The sequence below is a fragment of the Halopseudomonas sp. L-58 genome, assembly GCF_056859475.1.
Map to the genome: position 1 here is coordinate 44,274 of NZ_JBSXON010000033.1, position 18,691 is coordinate 62,964.

An 18,691-nucleotide genomic window follows, 5' to 3' on the forward strand; every position below is an offset into this window, starting at 1 on the left:
TCATGCGACCGGCGGCACACGCCGGTCGTAATAGGCCTGCGACAAGACGAGAAACGTTTGATCTATCTCATCCCGGAGCTGCCGGGTTGAGAGCCCTTCCCATCGGTCCCGCAGTCTCAGCCCAGCCGCTTGAAGCGGTAGATCTCCCGCCCGTGCCAGCCAACGCTGCACCTTGACGCCGAGCGGCATCGCCGCATCCACTGCCACTCTGGAACGTTCCAGCGCCTGACTCAACTCAAGCGCCGAGACCAGCTCGAGGCGCGCCCAGACAATCTGTTCAAGCAGGTGTTCCAGTCGCAGCCAGACCGCCTTGCGCGCCGCCACATCGTATCGATTCCAGGCCACGATCTCATGGCTGAATCGCTTGCAGCCCCGGCACACCTGATCGCCGTATACCGTCGAACACAGACCGATACAGGGTGTTTTCTCGTAGTAAAGAGGTTGATCCGCCATAGACTCGAGTTGCCAACGCTTAAAATGCGCATGATAAAGGACCGGCCCTACCCGGAACAGCTGATTGACTCAGTGGGGATACAGCTGCGCTGCAACTTAACTTTACGTTCGGCATCCTGTAGAATCGGCCCGCCGTTAGGGCTGTGTTTCAGGCGTCAGCCCGCAACCCGTTACGTATCTGCCACCAGTTACCCCAGGTTGCCCCCCACCAGAACGGGTAGACGTCTGTCACAGTCTTATAGTCGCCACACTTTAGGGAAGCACTGAATAACTCCCTTGTCCAAGATGCTTATTCAGTGCTTCCCGGAGTCCGAGAGGATGACCGTTCCGACACGATCGGAACAGACTGATGAGGGTAATAACTGTGCTTGAAGCCTATCGCAAACACGTTGAAGAGCGCGCTGCTCAGGGCGTCGTTCCTCAGCCGCTGAACGCCGAACAAACTGCAGGTCTGGTTGATCTGCTGAAAAACCCGCCGGCAGGTGAAGAAGAGTTTCTGCTCGACCTGCTCACCAATCGCGTCCCGCCGGGCGTAGACGAAGCCGCCTACGTCAAGGCCGGTTTCCTCTCCGCTATCGCCAAGGGCGAAGCCACCTCGCCGCTGCTGACCAAAGAGCGCGCAGTTGAGCTGCTGGGTACCATGCAGGGCGGTTACAACATCGCCACTCTGGTGGAGCTGCTGGACGACGCAGCACTGGCCGCCACTGCTGCCGAACAACTCAAGCACACCCTGCTGATGTTTGACGCCTTCCACGACGTTGCCGAAAAAGCCAAGGCTGGTAACGTTCACGCCAAGGCGGTACTGCAGTCCTGGGCTGACGGCGAATGGTTTGTCAACAAGCCTGCTGTGGCCGAAAAGATTTCCCTCACCGTATTCAAGGTGCCGGGCGAAACCAACACCGACGACCTGTCTCCGGCTCCGGATGCCTGGTCCCGCCCCGACATCCCGCTGCACGCTCTGGCCATGCTGAAAATGGCCCGTGACGGTATCGAGCCGACCGAGCCGGGCGTTGTTGGCCCGCTGAAGCAGATCGAAGCAGCCAAGGCCAAGGGCTTCCCGGTTGCCTATGTAGGCGACGTTGTTGGTACCGGCTCTTCCCGCAAGTCTGCAACCAACTCGGTTCTGTGGTTCTTCGGCGACGACATTCCTTACGTTCCGAACAAACGTGCTGGCGGCTTCTGCTTCGGCACCAAGATCGCTCCGATCTTCTACAACACTATGGAAGACGCCGGCGCGCTGCCGATCGAGTTCGACTGCACCGACCTGAACATGGGCGACGTCATTGACGTGTACCCCTACGAAGGCAAGGTCTGCAAGCACGGTACCGACGACGTCATCACCACCTTCGAACTGAAGACTCAGGTGCTGCTGGACGAAGTACGCGCTGGCGGCCGTATCCCGCTGATCATCGGTCGCGGCCTGACCGAAAAGGCCCGTGCTGAACTGGGCCTGGGTGCTTCCGACCTGTTCCGCAAGCCCGATCAGCCGGCTGACACTGGCAAGGGTTACACCCTGGCACAGAAGATGGTCGGTAAGGCCTGTGGCGTTGAAGGCGTTCGCCCCGGCACCTACTGCGAGCCGAAGATGACTACCGTCGGTTCCCAGGACACCACTGGCCCGATGACCCGTGACGAACTGAAGGACCTGGCGTGCCTGGGCTTCTCTGCCGACCTGGTCATGCAGTCGTTCTGTCATACCGCGGCATATCCCAAGCCGATCGACGTAACCACTCACCACACCCTGCCCGACTTCATTCACAACCGTGGCGGTGTTGCACTGCGTCCGGGTGACGGCATCATCCACAGCTGGCTGAACCGCATGCTGCTGCCTGATACCGTTGGTACCGGTGGTGACTCTCACACCCGTTTCCCGATGGGCATCTCCTTCCCGGCCGGTTCCGGTCTGGTTGCCTTCGCAGCAGCCACCGGCGTTATGCCGCTGGACATGCCGGAATCCGTTCTGGTTCGCTTCAAGGGCAAGATGCAGCCTGGTATCACCCTGCGTGATCTGGTCCATGCGATTCCCTACTACGCCATTCAGCAAGGCCTGCTGACTGTCGAGAAGAAAGGCAAGAAGAACATCTTCTCCGGCCGTATTCTCGAGATCGAAGGTCTGGATCACCTGACCGCCGAGCAAGCGTTCGAGTTGTCTGATGCGTCTGCCGAGCGCTCTGCTGCCGGCTGTACCATCAAGCTGAGCGAAGAGTCGGTTGCCGAGTACCTGAAGTCCAACATCGTCCTGCTGCGCTGGATGATTGCCAACGGCTATCAGGATCCGCGTACCCTGGAGCGTCGCGCCAAGGCCATGGAAGAGTGGCTGGCCAACCCGAGCCTGATGGCTGCCGATGCTGACGCCGAGTATGCCGCCGTGATCGAAATCGATCTGGCCGACATCAAGGAGCCGGTACTGTGTGCACCGAACGATCCGGATGATGCCCGTCTGCTGTCTGAGGTTGCCGGCCAGAAAATCGACGAAGTCTTCATCGGTTCCTGCATGACCAACATCGGCCACTTCCGCGCTGCCGGTAAGCTGCTCGAGAAGAACAAGGGTGCTATCCCGACCCGTCTGTGGCTGGCTCCGCCGACCAAGATGGACCAGTACCAGCTGACCGAAGAAGGCTATTACGGCATCTACGGCAAGGCCGGTGCGCGCATGGAAATGCCGGGCTGCTCGCTGTGCATGGGTAACCAGGCACGTGTTGCTGCCAAGTCGACCGTTGTCTCCACCTCCACACGGAACTTCCCGAACCGTCTGGGTGATGGTGCAGATGTGTTCCTGGCGTCTGCCGAGCTGGCCTCGGTTGCATCGATCCTGGGCAAACTGCCGACTGTTGAAGAGTACATGGAATACGCCGCGCAGATCGACAGCATGGCTGCCGACGTATACCGCTACATGAACTTCAACGAAATCGAGTCCTACCAGAAAGCCGCTGCGTCCATCCCGGTCGCTCAGCTCTGATAGCTGCCTCGTAAAAAACCCCGCCTCGTGCGGGGTTTTTTTTACTTTGCAGAATCTCAGGGCATACGGAAGAATATCTGTCCGAACTCCGATACTGCCCTGGCGGAGAAATCGTTGGCTTACCGGCCTACGACAACTCTGCGTCAGCCTGTGGGACGGAGTAAGAGCAGCGTCTCCGCGGTGTCCCAGCAAGTACCGATACTTTCGGCAGATGGCTGCATGAGAAGATAGAGTCAGATGCTTCGCTTGCCCTGGCCGGAATGCTGTCGGCGCATTGCGGAGCTTTTCAGGTTGACGCCCCCGCCTCGGGTGCGCAAAACCGGCGAACCCTACTCCAGCAGCGATGCTCCCAGCTTGAGTGCTGTCTCGGTGACCGCTTCCAGCGAATGCCGGTAGCCGCTTTCCATCCAGTACAGAGCAATATGAATCACCCCGCCAAGAATACCGGCCTGCAGCATCTCGTCGAAGTGCTGACCGGGCTGTGCCAGTGCGCGGGTCATATCCTGGCTACTGGCTCTGAGGGAGCGGTCTATGGCTTCGTCAACTGAAGGGCTAATGCCCCGAATGTCGACCAGTAACAGGCGTGCCTCCTGGGGATGATCCCTCAGATAGGTGAAGTACGCCTGCAGCATTGCCCGGCTGCGGGCCGAACGGTCATCTCCGGCAGCTTCGGCTGCAGCCATATTCAGCTCGCGGACCTTGCGTGCGGTCTGTTCATAGCAGGCAATCAGCAACTCGTCACTATGCCCGAAGGACTCGTAAAAATAGCGCTGGGTCAGTCCGGCGGCGTCACAAACCTGCTTGACGCCGGAGTGCCGGTATCCGTGTTCGCCGTAAATACGTGTTGCGGCGTCGATCAATTGCTGCCGGCGCTGCGCCCTGCGCTCTTCGGTTGAGGAGCCACGATAGCGGCGTTTGACTGAGGTAGCTGTATTCATTCGGTGAATTCTGACAACGGGGATTGCCAAAGAGTATATGACAATCTAGATTGTCACCACTACCCACGTGACGGGATACCACAATGACACAAGAACAATATGCATTTGAACCTGTACCACTGGATGTTCTTATCATCGGCGCGGGCCTGTCGGGCATCGGCGCCGCACATGCACTGAGCAGTCAATGCCCCGACAAGCGCTATCTGATACTGGAGCGCCGCGCGGCGATCGGCGGAACCTGGGATCTGTTCCGCTACCCTGGCATCCGCTCCGATTCGGACATGTATACCCTCAGCTACAGTTACAAGCCCTGGGCCAACCGCAAGTCCATCGCCGACGGCGCGGACATCAAGCGCTATATCGAGGAAATTGCCGAAGACTCGGGCGCCATTCATAACATTCGCTTCCAGCGTCGCGTGGTATCCGCCAACTGGTCCAGCGAACATGGGCGGTGGGATGTCGTCGCGTTGCTTACCGACGCAGAGGGTAATGAGCAAGAGGAGCATTACCAGGCTCGTTTCCTGTTCTCTTGCTCCGGCTATTACAGCTACGACGAAGGCTACCGCCCCGCATTTCCAAACGAAGAGGCATTCAAGGGGCAGATCATTCATCCGCAGTTCTGGCCTGAAGACCTTGATTACACTGGCAAGCGCGTCGTTGTCATCGGCAGCGGTGCAACGGCAGTTACTCTGGTTCCCTCGATGACGGCGAAGGCTGCCCACGTAACCATGCTGCAGCGCACCCCCAGCTATGTTGTCACCCGTCCGCAACGAGATGGTATCGCCCAGACGCTGCAGAAATGGCTGCCACTGCAGGCTGCGCACTCATTGACGCGATGGAAGAACGTGTTCCTCACCCAGTTCTTCTATCGTATCGCCCGCAGCCGACCGGAGCAGTTCAAGGAACGTGTACTGCACATGGTCAAGACGCAGGTCGGCGATGTTGACATGAAGCACTTCACCCCGGATTACAAACCATGGGACCAGCGCCTCTGCGCAGTACCCGATGGCGACCTGTTCCGCGACGTGCGCGCCGGTCGCGCCAGCGTCGTGACCGATACCATCGACAGCTTCACCGAGAATGGCATCCGCCTGAGTTCTGGTGAAGAGCTGGAGGCCGACATCATCGTGACTGCGACCGGGCTCAAGGTGAACGCCCTTGGCGATGTGACTGTGTGTGTTGACGGGCAGCCGATGCGCTTCAATGAACGCATGTCCTACAAGGGCATGATGCTCAGTGACGTACCTAATATGATAGTGACCTTTGGCTACACCAATGCTTCCTGGACGCTGAAAGCCGAGCTGACTGCCAACTACGCCTGCCGCCTGCTGCGCTATATGGACAAGCACCACTACCGTACCGCCGTTGTCCGCCGCGACCCGTCGGTGCAGGAGCAACCCTTCCTGGACTTCACTTCCGGTTACGTTCAGCGCGCTGCCAATGTGCTGCCCAAACAGGGGGATCGTGCGCCCTGGCAGGTGCATCAGAGCTACCTGAAAGACAAGCTGACCATTCAGTACGGCCGTATCGACGACGGCGTGATGCAGTTTCAATAACAAGGAAAACAGACAACATGCAGATCAAGGATAGTGTAGCAGTGCTGACAGGCGCCGGCAGCGGCATCGGCCGGGCTCTGGCAGTGGCGCTGGCCCGTAGTGGTTGCCATCTGGCACTCGTGGACCTCAACCCCGATTCTCTGGCGGAAACCGCGACACAGGCTCGGGCACTTGGTGCCAGGGTCAGCGAGCATCCGACAGATGTATCGGACCGGTCAGCCGTTGCCGCATTACCGTCAGCGGTCGTTGCAGAGCATGGCAGTGTTGATCTGCTGATCAATAACGCCGGCGTCGCCCTGGGCGGTACCTTCGATCAGGTCAGCGAGGAGAACTTCGACTGGCTGATGTCGATCAATTTTGACGCGGTAGTAACCCTGTGCCGGGCATTTCTGCCGCTGCTCCGACAGCGGCCTGAGGCACGTATCGTGAATATCTCCAGCCTGTTCGGGCTCATTACCCCCGCCGGCCAGACCGCGTACTGTGCGAGCAAGTTTGCGGTACGCGGATTCTCCAACGCCTTGAGACTGGAGCTGACCAACACCAATGTTGGCGTCACCGTGGTGCACCCGGGAGGCGTCGCCACTGCTATCGCGACCAGTGCCCGCTCTCCTGACAGTGAAAGTGACGCAGAGAAGCAGAGGAAACTGGCGCGTGCCAACCGACTGCTGCGCATGCCACCGCCCAAGGCGGCACAAATCATTCTCAGGGGCATTGAGCGCAACAGGCCACGGGTTATTGTTGGCAACGACGCCCGCATCCTGTCATGGCTGGAGCGTCTGATGCCGGTCAACTACTGGCGCCTGCTGCCAGGGCTGGCCGACAGCGACGCGTGACGGATCATACGAGGAGATCAACGTGAATTATCTGTTCAGTATTGTGCTGGTCGTGCTGTTGCTGGGGATTGCCGGGTTGTACCTCTATACTCTGTTCATTGCCAAGCGCGTAGAGCTGGGGATGCCGCCAGAAGGCAGTTTCATTACCGTGATGGGAAATCGGATCCATTACATCGAGCAAGGCAGCGGGCCCGATTCCATTTTGCTGATCCACGGGCTCAGCGGCGTGGCACAAAACTTCGGTTATGGGGTCATCAGCGAGCTGGCCAAAACGCACCGGGTGATCGCCATTGACCGTCCGGGTAGTGGCTATTCGATCCGCCCTGCCCGCTCGTCCGCCTCGCTTGCGGTGCAGGCCGATGTGGTAGCCGGGGTTATCGATGCGCTGCATCTGGGCAAGCCCTTGCTGGTCGGTCACTCGCTGGGAGGTGCTGTTTCGCTGGCAACGGCGCTGCGTCATCCCGACAAGGTAAGTGGTCTGGCGCTGGTCGCACCGCTGACCCACATGCCAAGCAAGGTTTCGGCTGCCTTTGCGGCGTTTTCGATACGCCAGCCCTGGCTGCGCGCGCTGGTCGGCTGGACGCTTGCCGTGCCCTTGTCCATCCGCAAACGCGAGCAGGTTATGGATATTGTGTTCGGTCCCGAAGCCGTTCCTGCGGACTTCCCGATCCGCGGTGGCGGCCTGCTCGGCCTGCGTCCCAGCCACTTCATCGCAGCCTCGAGCGATATGAACGCGCTGGAAAGTGTGATGCCGCTGATGCAGATGCGCTATGACGATCTACATCTTCCCATCGGGGTGCTGTACGGCCGTCACGACCGCATTCTTGATCCGCAGGAACAGGGGCAGGCTCTGGCCGACCGGTTGTCGATCGTGGAGCTGGAGCTAATCGACGGTGGGCACATGCTGCCAATCACCCAGCCCGACACGACGATCGATTTCATTCGTCGCCAACTTCAGCGTCAGCAGGCCGCCTGACGTTTTCCAGCAAGCGGCGCCGTTCTGGCGCCGTGATCCAGGTCACAGCCTCCAGGTTCATTCTGAACCCCTCGCACCTCCCCCGGTCACAGCCAATGTGTTTACTGAAGGAGGAACCACCGATGAAACACTGGAAAGTGCTTACCCTTGGCCTGCTGGGCCTGTTCATTCTTGCCGGTTGCGGTAATGACTATCTGGTTCGCACTACTGATGGCCAGATCATGGAAGCTGAAGACAAGCCGGAGATTGACGACGAAACCGGCATGATCGAATTTGAAGATGCGACCGATCGCGATCGGCAGATGCAGCAGCAGGATGTCGAGGAGATCATCGAGCGCTGAGTCACGATGGTGATCGCGCTAAATAGCTCCACCAGGCCCTCCAGCAAAATCGCCCCAGGCTGGAGGGTCGACGCGGCATGCTCATGCTATGCCCCTGACCAAGGACTCCCGGCACCCTGCCAAGCTGCTCCAGCACCGGCCCTTTGATCCACGGGAACAGGCCACAGCACATTGCCCGGCCAACTCTGTCGCGGTAGTGAAGCTGCCGCCAAGCAGCCCGTCGGCTATAGCAGGTTGAGATCAACGCAAGGCTGGCAGCCTAACTTTCGGGCGGATAAACTACGCGGTTTCCAACGACAGGCAGTTACTGCCAACGTTTTCCGTGAGGTCCCTGATGTCCACCCCGTCCAACGCCCCAAAAGTTGGCTTTGTTTCACTCGGCTGCCCGAAGGCATTGGTCGATTCCGAGCGCATTCTGACCCAGCTGCGCACCGAAGGTTATCAGGTGGTCCCCACCTACGAAGACGCTGATGTGGTGGTGGTCAACACCTGCGGTTTTATCGATACCGCCAAGGCCGAATCGCTGGATGCTATTGGCGAGGCCATCGCCGAGAACGGTCGCGTTATCGTCACCGGTTGCATGGGCGTCGAAGAAAGCGCGATCCGTGACGTGCACCCGAGTGTGCTCGCCGTCACCGGTCCTCAGCAGTATGAGCAGGTAGTCAATGCGGTGCATGAAGTCGTGCCACCGAAGCAGGACCACAACCCGCTGATCGATCTGGTTCCGCCGCAGGGCGTCAAACTGACCCCGCGCCATTACGCCTATCTGAAGATTTCCGAAGGCTGCAACCACAGCTGCAGCTTCTGCATCATCCCATCCATGCGCGGCAAGCTGGTCAGCCGTCCGGTGGGTGAAGTGCTGAGCGAAGCCGAGCGTCTGGCCAAAGCCGGTGTCAAGGAGGTGCTGGTCATCTCCCAGGACACCAGCGCCTATGGTGTCGACATCAAGTACCGCACCGGCTTCTGGAACGGTCGCCCGGTCAAGTCGCGCATGACCGAAATGTGCGAAGCGCTCAGTGAACTGGGTATCTGGGTGCGTCTGCACTACGTCTACCCGTACCCGCACGTGGATGAGCTGATCCCGCTGATGGCCGAGGGCAAAATCCTGCCGTATCTGGACATCCCGTTCCAGCACGCCAGCCCGACCGTGCTCAAGGCCATGAAGCGCCCGGCATTTGAAGACAAGACCCTCGCGCGGATCAAGAAATGGCGCGAGATCTGCCCCGAGCTCACTATCCGCTCAACCTTTATCGTTGGCTTCCCGGGCGAAACCGAGGAAGACTTCCAGTACCTGCTGGACTGGCTGACCGAAGCGCAGCTCGATCGCGTTGGCTGCTTCAAGTACTCCCCGGTCGAAGGCGCGCCGGCAAATGATCTGGGGCTGGAAGCGATTCCGGAGGATGTGCAGCAGGATCGCTGGGAGCGTTTCATGGCGCACCAGCAGGCGATCTCCTCTGCACGCTTGCAGCTGAAGATCGGCAAGACCATACAGGTCATCATCGATCAAGTTGACGACGAAGGCCCTATCGGCCGCTCGATGGCCGATGCGCCGGAGATCGACGGTAACGTGTACCTGGACACCGACGAAGACCTCAAGCCGGGCGATATCGTCAGCGTTGTAGTCACCGACGCCGACGAGTATGACCTCTGGGCGAAGCTGGCCTGAAGGATCACTTACGCCGCAGGCCTGCTTTGCACCTGCCTGCGGCGTAGTGGCCCAAGATATTACGCTAGCAGCTGGCGGTGCCGGTACAGTTGCTGCCAATGTTCGCCGGGTTTGCTGCTCACCTCGGTATCGAAGTAGTGGCCGACCCGGCGCCGATCCTGCGGGTTGTCTTTCAGCGCCGCACCGATCATGAAGTGCAACAGGTCTTCCGGCGCCATCTTGCCGTCCCGGTAGTACCAGGCGTAGACCATCAGCGCATGCGCTACCGCTACCGCTTCTGCCGTTGACATGACCGCCGCCGCAAGCCGGTCGGTACTGCGCCCGCTCAGCGTCTGACCACTGCGCAGTTCATGAAAGATGGTAACCAGCATCTCCACAATGGAATGGTCAGGTGCCATATCTACACCCGACTGGCGCGCCAGCATGGTTGCCTCGCGCAGCACGATATCCATTTCTGCGTCGATATCGTCAATCGGCTCAATGGTTTCAAAGTTCAGCCGGCGCTTGAGCGCCGCACTCATATCAAACAGGCCACGGTCCAGCGAGTTTGAAGTTGCAATGACGTTAAACCCTTCCCGGGCATAGAGCACGCCATCCTCGCCCTGCAGTTCAGGAATCTGCAGCTGACGCTCGGACAGAATCGACAGCAGTGCATCCTGAACCAGCTGCGGGCAGCGGGCCAGCTCCTCGAAGCGAACCAGCTTGCCCTGCTCCATACCGATAAACAGCGGGCCGGGAATCAGCGCCTCGCGACACGGCCCGAGCTTGTCCAGCAAGCTGGTATTCCAGTCGTAGATCAGTTGTCGATAGTGGGAAATGGTGCCGCCCTGAATGGTCAGCCGTGATTGGCCAGAGACACCGCAGGCGATCAGCTCCGACAGCCAGGACTTGGCGGTACCCGGCTCACCGATCAGCATGGCGCCCCGGTTGGTGGCCAGTGACACGATTACCCGACTGACCATCTCGCGCGGCGCAACAAACTTGCGCTCGATACCCAGTGCCTCGTTGCCGAGCACAAAGTGCTCGATGGCGGTTGGCGACAGCAGCCAGCCCGGTGGGACCGGCCCGTGATCCTCCTGCTGCAGCATGACCAATTGATCGTGAAAGCGGTCTTCGGCGGCCGGCCGCTGGATAGCCTTGTCTTTCATGTCCATTCTCCTCAGGCCTTCCATTGACCGCGTTTTTCCGGTGCCATGCGTTCCTGTGGCAGGATACGCGGCAACTCGCTGAGCGGAATATTGCCCTGGATAACGTGATCCAGGGCGCTGTCACGCATCGTGTACAGGCCCGAATCGAGGGCCAGCGCACGCAATTCGCCGACCGGCGTATGGCGAGATACCGCATTGCGCAACTCACCGTTGAACTGCAAATACTCGATAACCCCGACCCGGCCACGGGTGCCGGTGCCATTGCACTGTGGACATCCCTTGCCGCGATAGCAGCGAAAACTCCGGGGGATTGCCTTCGGAAACAGCTCCTTGAGAATCTCCGGGTCAGGGTCATCCTCGATCTTGCAGTGCTCGCAAACCCGTTTGGCCAGTCGTTGGGCAATAACCGCCAGCAGCTCACTGGCCAGCGAGTTCGGATGGACGTTGAGATCGAACAGGCGCTGCACCGCATCTACCGCGTCGTTACAGTGAAGGGTCGACAGCACCACGTGGCCAGTCTGGGATGCACGAATAGCTTCAAGCGCGGTTTCATGGTCGCGAATCTCGCCGACCAGAATGACGTCCGGGTCCTGGCGTACGAACGAGCGCATGGCGTCAGCGAAATTGAAGCCGATGTCAGGGCGTACCCGGGTTTGCTGAATGCGGTCGATGGAGTACTCGATCGGATCCTCAACCGTGATTACCTTGCGCGTCGTATCCTCAGCCAGCAACTGCAGGCCGGCATTGAGCGTCGTGGTCTTGCCCGAACCGGTCGGGCCGACTACCAGCACCAGGCCGGCAGGGTTACGCAGCAGGCGGCGATACGCGTTGGCGATATGCTCCTGCATCCCCAGTTTCTCGATGCTGATCAGCGAGGAGTTCTGTGGCAGCAGACGGATTACAACGTGCTCGCCATGCAGCGACGGCTGAACCTGAACGCGCAGATCGAAGCGCGCGTCACCTACCCGCGCCTGGGAACGCCCGCCCTGCGGCAGTCGCCGCTCGGCGATGTTCAGCTCGGAGCGCAGTTTGATCACGTTGATCAGCCCTGCATACTCGGTCGGCGTGATGTAGTAGTGATTAAGGTCGCGCAACTCGCCGTCGACACGCAGCCGCACACGAATATCAGCGCCATATCGCTCCAGATGGATATCACTGGCCCGGTCTGCAACGGCGTCCAGCAGTAATGCCTCATACAGATTGACCAGTTTGGCTTCGCTGTTCTCACCTTGGGAGACGAGCAGGTCGCTGTCGCCGCCCTTTACTGTCGTTTCGTCGATACGGTCGAGGGTCTTGCCACCGCGCTCAAGCGCTCCCCAGATGCGCCGGTAATCAACCGGCGTGACCAGAACCCGGTCAATCTTCAGCCCCGGGAACAGTTGCTGGACTTCATCCATCGAGGCGTTGGGATCGCGGCAAGCCACTATTACCGTCTTGCCATCGGACTTGATTGGAATGATGTGCTCGTGACTCAGGTAGGCGCGTGAGATGTTGGCATGCAGTTGCGGATCAATCCGGGCCATGACCTCACTGGCACTGAGCAGTGGCAGGCCATAGCGTTCCGACAGCGCTCTATACAGTTTTGGGGTTTGGGGAGCAATGGAACCAAAAACCAACGTAAGCTCTGAATCCCACCGTAAAGGGGCTTTCCGATCTCCAGCTCACCCGCCAGGCATTACTCTCTGATCAGTGCCTCGATGATCGGGCAGATCGTTCCGCCGTCTCCCGCATCACATTGCTGCACCAGTTCGCCTAACAGTTGCTGCATGACGACCAAGTCGGCCATCTTCTGCTCGATCAACGCGAGCTTGCGTGCAGCCCGTGCTCGCGTTTCGGCACAGGCGCACGACTCATCCAGCGTCAGCAGTCCACCGACTTCCGAGAGCGTGAAACCCAGCGCCTGAGCCCGCTTGATGAAACGCAGTCGCTTCACCATGTCCACCGGATAGCGCCGATGGCCACCCAAGGGTTTGGCTGGTTCATCCAGCAGCCCGCGTCGCTGGTAGTAGCGGATCGTCTCGACGTTCACCCCGGCGGCGTCTGCCAGCTTGCCAATGGTCAGCTCTGTGGCCATCACTTTCTCCTTGATTCCGTACTTTGGTACGGAGTTTAGAATAGCACCTAGGCAATCAGGCTCAGGAGATGGGAATGGGGATGCAACTCACCGGGAAAGGCTCGCTGGTCGCGAGTTCGCTGACCGCCATCGGTGCGTCGGTGTGCTGTGTCGGGCCACTGGTGCTGTTGGCACTCGGTGTCGGCGGTACGTGGGTGGGCGCTCTGACCATGATGGAGCCACTACGCCCCCTCTTCATCGGGTTGACTCTACTGTTCCTGGGATTGGCATTCCGCAAGCTCTACCTGGTGCCACAGGTTTGTACGCCAGGTACACCCTGCGCCGATCCGCGCACGCTCGTGCGACAGCGACTCGTGTTCTGGATCGTCAGCGTGCTGCTGCTCGGCCTATTGGCCGTGCCGTGGCTCGCCCCGCTGTTCTACTGAAGGAGATTAACCATGCGCAAACTGCTGATCGCCGTGCTTTTCGCCTTGCCCTTCGTGGCGCTGGCGGCTCCCCCGAAAACCGTCACGCTCGACGTGCAGAACATGACGTGCGGACTCTGTCCGATCACGGTCAAGAAGTCGCTGGAGAAGGTGTCCGGCGTGAGTGACGTCCAGGTCAATTTCGACCAGAAGACGGCGACCGTCACCTACGATCCCGATAAGGCCCAGCCCGAGGCACTGACTGAGGCGACCGCGAACGCGGGATACCCCTCCACAGTGCAGAAGTGAGGTCACGATGAGCGCCATTGTCCTTGAGTCCGTGCTGACTTGCCCGCGCTGCGGCTTCGCCAAGCCGGAAACCATGCCCACGGACGCCTGCCAGTTCTATTACGAGTGCAGCAACTGCAAGGCGCTGCTGCGCCCCAACCCAGGGGATTGCTGCGTTTTCTGTTCGTTCGGCTCGGTGAAGTGCCCGCCGATCCAGCAGCAGCTTGGGTGTTGCTCATAGCGTTTAGGGGGATCACAGGTCGTCGTCTGGATTACGCAGTGGCCGCAGCTCGCCGCGCGCAACTTCTTCCGGTACCGCAAAGGAATACCGCCCGAGCATGTTGATGTGCTCGTAGATCAGCGGCGATAGCCGGGCCAAATCCTCTTCCAGCACTGGATAGCCGTGCTGCTTGAGCCGTTCCACGGCCGCCGTCATGTAGAGGGTGTTCCACAGCACGATGATGTTCACCACCAGGCCCAGAGCACCGAGCTGGTCTTCCTGGCCTTCGCGGTAGCGCTGGCGGAGCTCGCCGCGTTTGCCGTGGAACACGGCGCGGGCCAGGCTGTGCCGGCCTTCGCCTCGGTTCAACTGGGTCAGGGTGGCGCGGCGCTTGGACTCGTCGTCGATATAGGTCAACGTGTGCAGAGTCTTTTCGATCCGCCCGAATTCGGCCAGCGCCTGGGCCAGCCGGGTGGGTCTATCTCCCGTTTGCAGCGTGCGCATGATGCCAGTCGCCGGCACCCGGCCGAGTTTGAGCGAGCCGGCCAGGCGCAGCAGGTCGTCCCAGTGCTCGGCGATCAGGTCGAGTTTGACCGACTGGCGGGCCAGCCCGTTGAGCTTGCCGTAGTCCGCGTCCGGGCGCGTGCGCCAGAAGCGGGTACCGCCGACATCGGCCAGCCGCGGACTGAAGTGGTAGCCAAGTAGGCGGAAGAGCCCGAACACCACATCGCTGTAGGCCCCGGTGTCGGTCATGATTTGCGTCGGCTGCAACTCGGTCTGCTGTTCCAGCACGACCGCCAGCAACACCAGGCTGTCGCGCAGCGTGCCGGGCACGGTGATGGCGTTGAGGCCGGAGAATTGGTCGGAAATCAGGTTGTACCAGGTGACACCCCGGCCGGTGCCGAAATACTTCGGATTGGGGCCGGCATGCACGGTGCGCACCGGTACGACGAAGCGCATGCCATCGGCGGAGGCGACCTCGCCGCCACCCCAGACTTGGGCCAGTTCCAGTTGGCTTTGCGCTCCGACCAGGATGGCGTTAGCCGCTGACAGGGTGTCGTCGCGGATATAATTCTGGCTGACCCAGGACAGCCGGTCACGGCGCAGCGCCGGGTTGTCGGTGCGGATCAAGGGCTCCAGGCCGGTGTTGCAGGCCCCGCCCAACAGCACCGCGCAGAGGCTGGTGACCAGGTTGTCGGCGCGTGCATTGCGTTCGGAGACATGGGTGAAGGCCTCGGAAAAGCCAGTGCGGGCGGCGATTTCCAAGAGGATTTCCGGCAGATCGACACGCGGCATCAGGTCAGACACGGCCGCCCGCAGTTGCAGCAACGAGCAGGGCTCGTCCAGCTTGTCCAGCGCCCCGAGCGACAGTTCGGTCTTGCCCTCGGTGTTCTCGCTCAGTTGAATCGCCGGGTTGTCGGGCAGGCGCGCGGCTACTGCCAGCCAGGTTGCATCCAGCTCGACGGACAAGGCGTCCAGGGTGGTTTTGGCGTCGATGGTCAGGCCCAGTGACCGGCAGATGATCGGTCGCGCCGCCAGCCATTCGGCACCGTCGAGCAGGCCAAGGCGCGGGTCGGCATAGCGCCAACTGGGCGAGACGAAGACATCGCGGCGGCGCAGGGCCGTGCGCAGCGCATCGAGCGTGCAGAACACATAGGCACCCATGTCGAGGGAGCCATCTTCGCGGGTGATGTGCTTCTGCCAAGCCTTGGCCACGATCTCCTGCGGCGCGTCATCCTCTGGCTTCCGGCGCGGCAGGTTCAGTTGCAGCCACTCCAGACTAGCCGCCACGCCCTTGCCGGCCGGGCTGAAGCCGAAGCGGATGTGCTTGAGCAGGTCGGGCAGGAAGCGGCGCACGCTGCGGTAGCGCGCTTCCAATGCAAGAAAATAGACGTCATCTACCGGGCGGATCAGCGCGTTGACCTCTTCCAGGGCCTTTTCCAGGGTGGTCCTCGGCAGGTCGTTGAACAGCCGGGCGCGCACGTTGTCATCGCTGATCGAGCTGTCCAGCACGACCTTGCACGCGGCGGCGAGCGTCGCGGCCGACCGATCCAGGTCTTTCAGGCTGCGCATGCGGGCTTTCTTGTCGGCCTTCTCCGCGTTGCTGAACAGGTCGCGCAGCAAGGCCTCCAGGACTTCCAGTGCGTCGTCGTGCGCAGTCGCCTCCAGGCAGAGTGCGAAGGCCACCAGTGTCGCCATCCGCCGCGACGCCGGCAGCCGATTAATCGCGGTGACCTTGGCCGTGTTGGCGAAGCGGGCCAGGGCGGCGATACGGCTGGGAGGGATGTGCGCCGCCGCCGGCAAGGTGATGCCGATGCCGCGCACGTCATCGAGCCGGCGCAGTGCCCGAATCAACGCGGGGCCACTGACCATGACCGGGCCGGAGCGCAATTGATCCAGCCGGGAGCTGCGGTTGCCTTCGGCCACCGTCAGCAAGTCTTGCAGTTGCAATCGCTGTTCCTCAGTCACGCTGCGGCCCAGCGTAAACCAGAGGCGTTCTTCGACCCGACTGCGCAACTGGGCGATAAAGCGCTCTAGTTGAGACACACCAGGCAGGAGGACTTTCTGTGTGAACAGCCACGAGGTGGCTCGCTCAAACAGCACTCCCGGCCGGTCGGTGCCCGTCCAGCAGAGGGCATACAGCCAGCGGCTCAAGCGAAAGCCGATGCCCGGATCGGTGAAATGACGATAGCCAAAGCGGTTCTGAATATCGGTGGCATGTATCCAGCGGCGATGATCGCTATAGCGCTGGAGGCAGTCGGGGTCTGGAATCGCCAGTTGTCGGCAAAGCACCTGCAGGACTTCCACCGGCACGGCGGCGGGCTTGTCCGGCAGAACGCCAACGAAGCGGACGGTGGTCAGCAGAACGGCATAACCCAGACGGTTATGGCTACCCCGCAGCACCTGGATGGCTTCACGGTCTTCATCGCTCAGGTGGAAGTAACGTTCCAGCTCTTCACGGCTGGGCGAATCAACATAGCGGCCAAAACCGTCGCGTTGCTCTTGAGTCAGAAAACCGACCGGCATTGATCACAGCACCTCGACGCAGAACACGGCGGGCGTGACGATCCGCGTGCGTTCGATGTGCCCGCGTTGCAGCAGGCCGGCGCGGCGATCACCGGTTACCAGGTAGTCCGCATCGCCCGCCAAGGCCATGGCCAGCAAAAACGAGTCATCCGGATCATCGGCTTCGACCTCGATGGTCAGGCGCTCCAGTACCACAGCCCGTTGCAGGTTATTGATCATGGCGCCCACCTTGGCGGGCTGTAGGATGGCCTGAAGCTTGGGATAGCGGCTGGCTCGACGAATTTCATCGAGTTGCATCCGCGAGGTCACCACCTCGAAACGCGCCGCCCGCCAGGCACGGTAGATCGCATCGGGCGCGCCATGTGGCGAGATCAGGGCGCTGAACAGGATGTTGGTATCCAACACGACCCGCATCAGCGCTTACGTGCCCAGTCGAGCGCTTCGTCAACCGCGTTGGTCAATTCTGCCTCACTCAGATGGGCGTTAGCGGCCTTGGCCTGCTCAGCGCTCAGCTCCAGGATGTGTGCCCGTACCGCTTCTTCGATGAAGCGCGACAGGTCGCCCTTACGGCCGCCGCCCTGGCTGGCCAGAAACATCCGAAGCGACTGGTCGGTGTCGGCCGAGACGGCGACATTCCAGCGAATGGTATTCATAGCGTTCTCCGCTAATAGGTGTTTGTGTGTTTATACGCCAATCACAAAGGGCGATGCAATGGTTCGACAAAACGATGGTTTTCCCGAACTAACCAGACGCCACAAGGGTTTGCGGGCAGGCGCTGGGCTTAAGTGCACTTTCTGTTCCGTTGCTCCCCAAACCCCCTCGACCGGCCTCTCATTGGACAGCACGACATTCGGTGCCGTTAGCCAGTGGAGCGCACCTCCTAGATCCCCATCGTACAGCTCCAATAGCGCATCGAGGATCTCGATAAGACGACAGAACACCTCACCAGCCTGTATAGACATCACGGCACTGCCGGGGGACGCAGTGATCCACTGCGCGATCTGCGCTGGCGATCGCTCCAACTCGCTTGCCAAATCGGAGATCAACGACACCGGCAGGCCCGCCAGTACGGCGACGTGCAGATAGTAGTGGCCTCTCGGCAAATCCAGTTTTTCGCGGAGCCTTTCCATAACTGCCTCCAGGATAATTGGCCATTTGATAATGTCATCTTGGCCCCGAGTTTGCGCATGATGGTCTCGAACCATCCGCACCGTAGCTTCGAGAGAGAGCGAATGAACACTATCTGAAGGCTACTCGGCAGTGCGAGAGGGCTTTGGCAGTGACGCTTTGATCGGTGTTATTATTGAAACCTGCCCAAGAGCTTCCTCTCCCGGGTGCGTGTACCGGTGATGAAACTTGGTTTGAGGCGGTCTCGTTGAGGCCGCCTTTGTCGCTTCTGGGAGAGCCCCCAGTACTAAGCAGCCGTTATGCGTCGAAGCGCAAAGCCTCGACCAAAGCTGTTCGCAGGCCCTCTAACTCGGCATTTCTCCAATCTTATGAACTCGCGCTGGGTACGGACGGCGGGAATTATCTGCAATTATCTCGGCATAGATAATTGATCAATATTTAGCCGCCACTACTGAGCAGCGCCTCTCAAAGTTAATCCTTTAGATACAGCAGGTTACAGAACGAATGTCCTAATTTTTGCCTTATCTCGGCATGCCCCCTAATGCGGAAAATGGCTGCTGCGAGGTGCTCGCGGCGGCCAAAAACGGAGAACTGAGCGGGTTACCTGGTCGATTTTGATCGACGGCCCGCTTTCAAAAGCAGCAAGGGCTGAAGTCGACCGGAAATACAGGGTTACTTCA

At 60.3% G+C, this 18,691-nt stretch carries 18 protein-coding genes; 9 read left to right on the forward strand and 9 right to left on the reverse strand.

From position 1 onward, the window contains the following. Complete coding sequence (locus tag AC13EY_RS02665) at positions 1-453, reverse strand: DUF1289 domain-containing protein (protein WP_228244918.1); 453 nt, start codon at positions 451-453, stop codon at positions 1-3. A gap of 364 nt (positions 454-817) precedes the next feature. Between AC13EY_RS02665 and acnB the strand changes: the two genes are divergently transcribed. Continuing rightward, positions 818-3,412: a bifunctional aconitate hydratase 2/2-methylisocitrate dehydratase gene (acnB, locus tag AC13EY_RS02670; protein WP_228245057.1), complete on the forward strand. Its 2,595-nt coding sequence runs from the start codon at positions 818-820 to the stop codon at positions 3,410-3,412. Positions 3,413-3,741: 329 nt separating this feature from the next. Here the strand turns inward: acnB and AC13EY_RS02675 are convergent, their stop codons facing one another. Further along, complete coding sequence (locus AC13EY_RS02675; protein WP_228244919.1) at positions 3,742-4,350, reverse strand: TetR/AcrR family transcriptional regulator; 609 nt, start codon at positions 4,348-4,350, stop codon at positions 3,742-3,744. 83 nt (positions 4,351-4,433) lie between these two features. On the opposite strand from AC13EY_RS02675, the gene AC13EY_RS02680 reads away from it, so the two are divergent. From AC13EY_RS02680 to rimO, 5 genes are all read left to right on the forward strand, one after another. Continuing rightward, a complete protein-coding gene (locus tag AC13EY_RS02680; protein WP_228244920.1) occupies positions 4,434-5,906 on the forward strand; it encodes a flavin-containing monooxygenase in 1,473 nt (490 codons plus the stop codon). A 17-nt stretch (positions 5,907-5,923) separates the two neighbouring features. After that, positions 5,924-6,739: an SDR family NAD(P)-dependent oxidoreductase gene (locus tag AC13EY_RS02685; protein ID WP_228244921.1), complete on the forward strand. Its 816-nt coding sequence runs from the start codon at positions 5,924-5,926 to the stop codon at positions 6,737-6,739. 22 nt (positions 6,740-6,761) lie between these two features. Beyond that, positions 6,762-7,715: an alpha/beta fold hydrolase gene (locus AC13EY_RS02690; protein ID WP_228244922.1), complete on the forward strand. Its 954-nt coding sequence runs from the start codon at positions 6,762-6,764 to the stop codon at positions 7,713-7,715. Between the two features lie 122 nt (positions 7,716-7,837). Next, entirely contained in the window at positions 7,838-8,056 is a 219-nt protein-coding gene (locus AC13EY_RS02695; RefSeq protein ID WP_088274265.1) for a YgdI/YgdR family lipoprotein, read from the forward strand. 334 nt (positions 8,057-8,390) lie between these two features. Further along, positions 8,391-9,722 carry a 30S ribosomal protein S12 methylthiotransferase RimO gene (rimO, locus tag AC13EY_RS02700; RefSeq protein ID WP_228244923.1) on the forward strand — a complete coding sequence of 444 codons (1,332 nt, stop codon included), beginning with the start codon at positions 8,391-8,393 and terminating at the stop codon, positions 9,720-9,722. Positions 9,723-9,781: 59 nt separating this feature from the next. Here rimO and AC13EY_RS02705 read toward each other — a convergent pair whose 3' ends face one another. Genes AC13EY_RS02705 through merR form a run of 3 tightly spaced genes read right to left on the reverse strand, consistent with a single transcriptional unit; the run spans position 9,782 to position 12,944 of the window. Then, the gene (locus AC13EY_RS02705; RefSeq protein WP_200818413.1) at positions 9,782-10,870 is read right to left on the reverse strand and encodes an ATP-binding protein; all 1,089 of its coding nucleotides are present in this window, start codon (positions 10,868-10,870) and stop codon (positions 9,782-9,784) included. 11 nt (positions 10,871-10,881) lie between these two features. Next, positions 10,882-12,486 carry a GspE/PulE family protein gene (locus tag AC13EY_RS02710; RefSeq protein WP_482876164.1) on the reverse strand — a complete coding sequence of 535 codons (1,605 nt, stop codon included), beginning with the start codon at positions 12,484-12,486 and terminating at the stop codon, positions 10,882-10,884. A 59-nt stretch (positions 12,487-12,545) separates the two neighbouring features. Beyond that, entirely contained in the window at positions 12,546-12,944 is a 399-nt protein-coding gene (gene merR / locus AC13EY_RS02715; protein ID WP_003089120.1) for an Hg(II)-responsive transcriptional regulator, read from the reverse strand. A gap of 74 nt (positions 12,945-13,018) precedes the next feature. Here merR and AC13EY_RS02720 point away from each other — a divergent pair, with 74 nt between their 5' ends. From AC13EY_RS02720 to AC13EY_RS02730, 3 genes are read left to right on the forward strand one after another with little or no spacing between them, the layout of a single operon-like run. After that, on the forward strand, positions 13,019-13,369 hold the full coding sequence (locus AC13EY_RS02720; RefSeq protein ID WP_003089115.1) for a mercuric transporter MerT family protein: 351 nt from the start codon (positions 13,019-13,021) through the stop codon (positions 13,367-13,369). Between the two features lie 12 nt (positions 13,370-13,381). After that, on the forward strand, positions 13,382-13,657 hold the full coding sequence (gene merP / locus AC13EY_RS02725) for a mercury resistance system periplasmic binding protein MerP (RefSeq protein ID WP_003150552.1): 276 nt from the start codon (positions 13,382-13,384) through the stop codon (positions 13,655-13,657). Between the two features lie 7 nt (positions 13,658-13,664). Then, the gene (locus AC13EY_RS02730) at positions 13,665-13,877 is read left to right on the forward strand and encodes a GDCCVxC domain-containing (seleno)protein (protein ID WP_003089113.1); all 213 of its coding nucleotides are present in this window, start codon (positions 13,665-13,667) and stop codon (positions 13,875-13,877) included. Between the two features lie 12 nt (positions 13,878-13,889). On the opposite strand, the gene AC13EY_RS02735 is transcribed toward AC13EY_RS02730, so the two are convergent. Genes AC13EY_RS02735 through AC13EY_RS02750 form a run of 4 tightly spaced genes read right to left on the reverse strand, consistent with a single transcriptional unit; the run spans position 13,890 to position 18,013 of the window. Beyond that, positions 13,890-16,883, reverse strand: coding sequence for a Tn3 family transposase (locus tag AC13EY_RS02735; RefSeq protein WP_003089110.1), 2,994 nt, complete (start codon positions 16,881-16,883; stop codon positions 13,890-13,892). 3 nt (positions 16,884-16,886) lie between these two features. Further along, positions 16,887-17,297, reverse strand: a complete 411-nt coding sequence (locus AC13EY_RS02740; protein ID WP_003150546.1) for a putative toxin-antitoxin system toxin component, PIN family — start codon at positions 17,295-17,297, stop codon at positions 16,887-16,889. Beyond that, complete coding sequence (locus tag AC13EY_RS02745; RefSeq protein ID WP_003089107.1) at positions 17,297-17,536, reverse strand: ribbon-helix-helix domain-containing protein; 240 nt, start codon at positions 17,534-17,536, stop codon at positions 17,297-17,299. The genes AC13EY_RS02740 and AC13EY_RS02745 overlap by 1 nt, the downstream gene beginning before the upstream one ends. A 30-nt stretch (positions 17,537-17,566) precedes the next feature. After that, on the reverse strand, positions 17,567-18,013 hold the full coding sequence (locus tag AC13EY_RS02750; RefSeq protein WP_003288519.1) for a hypothetical protein: 447 nt from the start codon (positions 18,011-18,013) through the stop codon (positions 17,567-17,569). Positions 18,014-18,691: the final 678 nt, after the last annotated feature.

Excerpts from the sequence above, each read along its gene's own strand:
- merR (WP_003089120.1), bottom strand. The coding sequence starts at position 12,944 with ATGGCCACAGAGCTGACCATTGGCAAGCTGGCAGACGCCGCCGGGGTG.
- AC13EY_RS02705 (WP_200818413.1), bottom strand. The coding sequence starts at position 10,870 with ATGAAAGACAAGGCTATCCAGCGGCCGGCCGCCGAAGACCGCTTTCAC.
- AC13EY_RS02675 (WP_228244919.1), bottom strand. The coding sequence starts at position 4,350 with ATGAATACAGCTACCTCAGTCAAACGCCGCTATCGTGGCTCCTCAACC.
- AC13EY_RS02745 (WP_003089107.1), bottom strand. The coding sequence starts at position 17,536 with ATGAATACCATTCGCTGGAATGTCGCCGTCTCGGCCGACACCGACCAG.
- AC13EY_RS02720 (WP_003089115.1), top strand. The coding sequence starts at position 13,019 with ATGGGGATGCAACTCACCGGGAAAGGCTCGCTGGTCGCGAGTTCGCTG.
- AC13EY_RS02665 (WP_228244918.1), bottom strand. The coding sequence starts at position 453 with ATGGCGGATCAACCTCTTTACTACGAGAAAACACCCTGTATCGGTCTG.
- AC13EY_RS02685 (WP_228244921.1), top strand. The coding sequence starts at position 5,924 with ATGCAGATCAAGGATAGTGTAGCAGTGCTGACAGGCGCCGGCAGCGGC.
- AC13EY_RS02740 (WP_003150546.1), bottom strand. The coding sequence starts at position 17,297 with ATGCGGGTCGTGTTGGATACCAACATCCTGTTCAGCGCCCTGATCTCG.
- AC13EY_RS02730 (WP_003089113.1), top strand. The coding sequence starts at position 13,665 with ATGAGCGCCATTGTCCTTGAGTCCGTGCTGACTTGCCCGCGCTGCGGC.
- rimO (WP_228244923.1), top strand. The coding sequence starts at position 8,391 with ATGTCCACCCCGTCCAACGCCCCAAAAGTTGGCTTTGTTTCACTCGGC.
- AC13EY_RS02735 (WP_003089110.1), bottom strand. The coding sequence starts at position 16,883 with ATGCCGGTCGGTTTTCTGACTCAAGAGCAACGCGACGGTTTTGGCCGC.
- merP (WP_003150552.1), top strand. The coding sequence starts at position 13,382 with ATGCGCAAACTGCTGATCGCCGTGCTTTTCGCCTTGCCCTTCGTGGCG.
- AC13EY_RS02750 (WP_003288519.1), bottom strand. The coding sequence starts at position 18,013 with ATGGAAAGGCTCCGCGAAAAACTGGATTTGCCGAGAGGCCACTACTAT.
- AC13EY_RS02695 (WP_088274265.1), top strand. The coding sequence starts at position 7,838 with ATGAAACACTGGAAAGTGCTTACCCTTGGCCTGCTGGGCCTGTTCATT.
- AC13EY_RS02680 (WP_228244920.1), top strand. The coding sequence starts at position 4,434 with ATGACACAAGAACAATATGCATTTGAACCTGTACCACTGGATGTTCTT.